This window comes from Kitasatospora sp. NPDC001539 (genome assembly GCF_040298565.1).
Taxonomy (GTDB): domain Bacteria; phylum Actinomycetota; class Actinomycetes; order Streptomycetales; family Streptomycetaceae; genus Kitasatospora.
Map to the genome: position 1 here is coordinate 1 of NZ_JBEPAK010000409.1, position 3669 is coordinate 3669.

A 3669-nucleotide genomic window follows, 5' to 3' on the forward strand; every position below is an offset into this window, starting at 1 on the left:
CTTCCTTTCGGTCCCGCGGCCGGGCGGGGGCGGGGCCCGGGCCCGGGGTCGGGCGCGGGGCGGGCGGGCGGCAGCGCGCCGGCCGCCTCCTCCACCTCCAGCAGCGAGGCCGAGTGGCGCTCCGCCTCGAAGGCCGCCGCGCCGCCGCGCAGGCCGAACAGCCGCTTGGAGAGCATGATCCACAGCACCGCCGCGATGTTCAGCAGCAGGGTGCAGACCTTGACCGGGCTGACGTGCTCGTGCAGCTCGTAGCCCTCCAGCGGCAGGAAGGCCGCGGTGGCGACCACGGTCAGGTACTCGGCCCAGCGCTTGCCCAGCCAGAGGCCGACCGCCTCGACGATCTCGATCAGCGCGTACGCCACCAGTGCGCCGGCGACGACCAGCAGGGTCTTCTTCTGGTACCCGAAGGTCTTGCGGATCGTCTCGACGATCGGGGCGTGGTCGAGGTCCCAGTGGAAGTGGTCGGCGACCGGCCTGAACACCGTCAGGTCCTCGTCGAAGACCCGCTGCACGGCCTCCTGGCTGTTGGAGAACTTCCACACGCCCCAGGCGATCAGGATGATGACGATGCCGCGCAGCACCCGCTCGACGGCCAGGAAGCGCAGGATGAAGAGGTCCCGCAGGGCCTTGCCGCGCGGCACCAGCGGGGCGTCCGCCGCCGGGCCGGAACCGTGCGGGGCGCCGAGCGCGAAGTCGCCGCAGCGCAGGCAGCGCCAGGCGTCGCCGACGGCGGTGGCGGTGTGCAGCCGGGCGGCCAGCTCGGGTTCGGTCGGCGCGTAGGTGACGTGCCCGCGCTTGGCGCAGGTCCTGCGGTCCCAGTCCCGCTTGAACATGGTGTGGCCACCCCCGTGTGCGATGCGTCGGGCGCGACCCGGTCGGTGGGCGCGCGGGCACGAGGATAGGGGGTGCGGGCGGCGGAGCGCCGCGCCCGGCGCGGTCCGGCACACAGCTGTGACACCGCCGGTGCGTCCGGTGACCCGGGCGGGGGTGCCGCTGTGAGATCGGGCACGGTGGCCGCCCCGCCCCGGGGCCCGGACGTGTGCTCGGTGATAATGGGCCGGAAGGCTTGTGAGTTGCTTCACAAGCATGCCGCGCCTCCGACCCCCGTATTGAGGTATCCATCGTGAACAGCAGCGCCGTCCACCGCCTGCGCCTGGTCTCCGCCCCCGAGGGGATCTCCTTCGTCCTGCTGCTCATCTGCTCGGTGCTGAAGCGGACCACGTCCTTCGACGCCGTGCCGGTGATGGGCATGGTCCACGGCATCCTGTTCATCCTGTACGTGGTCTTCTGGATCCAGGCCTGGCAGGCGCAGAAGTGGGACGCCAAGCGCGGCGTCCTGCTGTTCGTGCTCTCGGTGCTGCCGCTGGGCGGCTTCTTCGCCGAGCGGATGCTCGGCCGCGAGGAGCGCGGGGAGCTGGAGACCGCCGCCGCCACTGCCTGACCCGCACGCGTGGACGGCGACGGGCTGCCACGGCCTCCTCTCCCGAAGGGCCGCGGCAGCCCGTCGCCGTCTCCCGTCGGAAGCGGCCCGGCGGGGGTGCGTCCGGGGTGCGTCTAGTTGACGTTCACCCCGCTCCAGGCCGCGGCCACCGTCTGGTACTCGGTGCTGCTCGCGCCGTAGAGGTCGGAGGCGGCCTTGAGCGTCGCGGTGCGGGCGGCCTTGTAGTTGGTCGTCGAGGTCATGTAGACGGTCAGCGCGCGGTACCAGATCGCGGCCGCCTTGTTCCGGCCGATCCCGGTCACCTTCGCGCCGTTGGAGGTCGGGCTGTTGTAGCTGACGCCGTTGATCACCTTGGCGCCGCTGCCCTCGGCGAGCAGGTAGAAGAAGTGGTTGGCCACGCCCGAGGAGTAGTGGACGTCCTTGTTGCCGACGCCCGAGGACCAGTAGTCGGCCGACTGGCCGTCCTTGGAGGGCTTGTCCATGTACCGCAGCGGCGTGCCGTTGCCGTTGATGTTGAGCTTCTCGCCGATCAGGTAGTCCGGCGGGTCCGCGGGCAGGTTGGCGTACCACTCGACCATGGTGCCGAAGATGTCCGAGGTGGCCTCGTTGAGGCCGCCGGACTCGCCCGAGTAGTTCAGGCGGGCGGTGGCCGCGGTGACGCCGTGGCTCATCTCGTGGCCGGAGACGTCGACGGCGGTGAGCGGGTGGGTGTTGCCGGACCCGTCGCCGTAGGTCATGCAGAAGCAGGAGTCGTCCCAGAACGCGTTGACGTAGTTGGAGCCGTAGTGGACCCGGCTGGCGGCGCCGACGCCGTTGTTCTTGATGCCGTTGCGGCCGAAGGTGCTCTTGTAGAAGTCCCAGGTGACGGCCGCGCCGAACTGGGCGTCCACGGCGGCGGACTCGCGGTTGGAGGGCGAGCCGTTGCCCCAGGAGTTCGTGGTGTTGGCGAACAGGGTGCCGCTGCCCGAGCTGCCGCCCTTGAGGTCGGTGGTGGACTGGCCGCCGCGGGAGGCGTCCTTGAGCGTGTAGGTCGAGCCGCTCTGGGTCGTGGTCAGGGTGACGGTGCCGACGTTGACGCCCTTGCCGGTGCCGGTGGCGGTCTGCACCTGTTCCTGGCTGGACAGCACCTGGCCGGTGGCGGCGTCGGTGACCACCTCCTGGCGGCTCGGGGTGCCGTCGGCCCGCTCGCCGCGCACCACCGTGCGGTGGGCCAGCCGCGGGCTGCCGTCGGCGGCCCAGACCACCAGCTCGGGCGCGTCGGCGCCGTCCACCCGGCTGAGGGCCGGCTCGTCCGCGTCGGCGGCCTGTCCGACCGTCGCCCGGACGGCGTCGGTGGCCCGCTGGGCGGCCTGGCCGGCGGCCAGCGCGGGGGTGGTGGCGGGCAGCGACAGCCGGCCGGCGAAGGCGTGGTCCACCGAGCCCACCGAGCCGTCCGGACGCTGGTGGACGACCAGGTCGCCGCCGAGCACCGGCAGACCGGCGAAGGTGCGGTCGTAGCGCAGGTGCCGGGTGCCGTCGGCGTCCACCACGGCGTCCCGGGCGACCAGTTGCTCCTGGCCGCCGAGGGCCAGCTGCCGCGCGAGCGGGGCGCTCTGCGCGGCGGCCAGCGCGAGCGGCGCGGCCGACGGCCGGTCGGGCGCGGGGGCGGCCGCCTGGGCGGCGGGGAGGGCGGCGATCTGGACGACGCCGGCGAGCAGGGCGGTGGCGGAGAGTACGGCCGGGAGGGTCAGCTTTCGCTTCACGTGCGGGGGGTTCCCTTCCACGAGACCCGCGGATGCCTGCGGGTGCGCCGCCTACCGGGGCGCCGGGGTTGGCGCCGTTGGGGCGGTGGGGCGCGGACGTGCGGCTCCTGTGCGGCTTCTGACGGACCGCCGGTCGGGTGGGGGCGGCGGTCGTCGGACGGGAGCTTGGTCAGAAGCATGACAATCCGTGTCCGGAAAGAACAGGGCGCCCACCGGGATTGGCCAGGAGTCGCCAGCGCCGGTACGGATGGTTCGGTTGCCCTCCCGTGCCCGGAATCCGCGGTTCGTCCCCCTGGCGGGACTCCGCCAGCCGTCCGGCCTTGACAGCGGGCGGTACCTCGACGGCGCCAGGGCTCGACGGCGCCGGGCATCGACGGCGCCAGGGGTTCGACGGCGCCAAGACCATCAACGGCGTCAGCTACAACAGCCCGACCTCCAACGGCTCCACCCTCGCGGGCATCGGCCGGGACAAGGCCGCGCAGATCT

At 72.9% G+C, this 3669-nt stretch carries 3 protein-coding genes; 1 reads left to right on the forward strand and 2 read right to left on the reverse strand.

The features are described from left to right. The coding region (locus ABT247_RS32530) for a DUF2127 domain-containing protein (protein WP_350750027.1) at positions 1–833 on the reverse strand (833 nt) is incomplete at its 3' end. Positions 834–1123: 290 nt separating this feature from the next. Between ABT247_RS32530 and ABT247_RS32535 the strand changes: the two genes are divergently transcribed. Then, a complete protein-coding gene (locus ABT247_RS32535; protein WP_392894559.1) occupies positions 1124–1441 on the forward strand; it encodes a DUF3817 domain-containing protein in 318 nt (105 codons plus the stop codon). Positions 1442–1554: 113 nt separating this feature from the next. Here ABT247_RS32535 and ABT247_RS32540 read toward each other — a convergent pair whose 3' ends face one another. Continuing rightward, positions 1555–3183, reverse strand: a complete 1629-nt coding sequence (locus ABT247_RS32540) for a M4 family metallopeptidase (protein WP_350750030.1) — start codon at positions 3181–3183, stop codon at positions 1555–1557. Between the last annotated feature and the right edge of the window lie 486 nt (positions 3184–3669).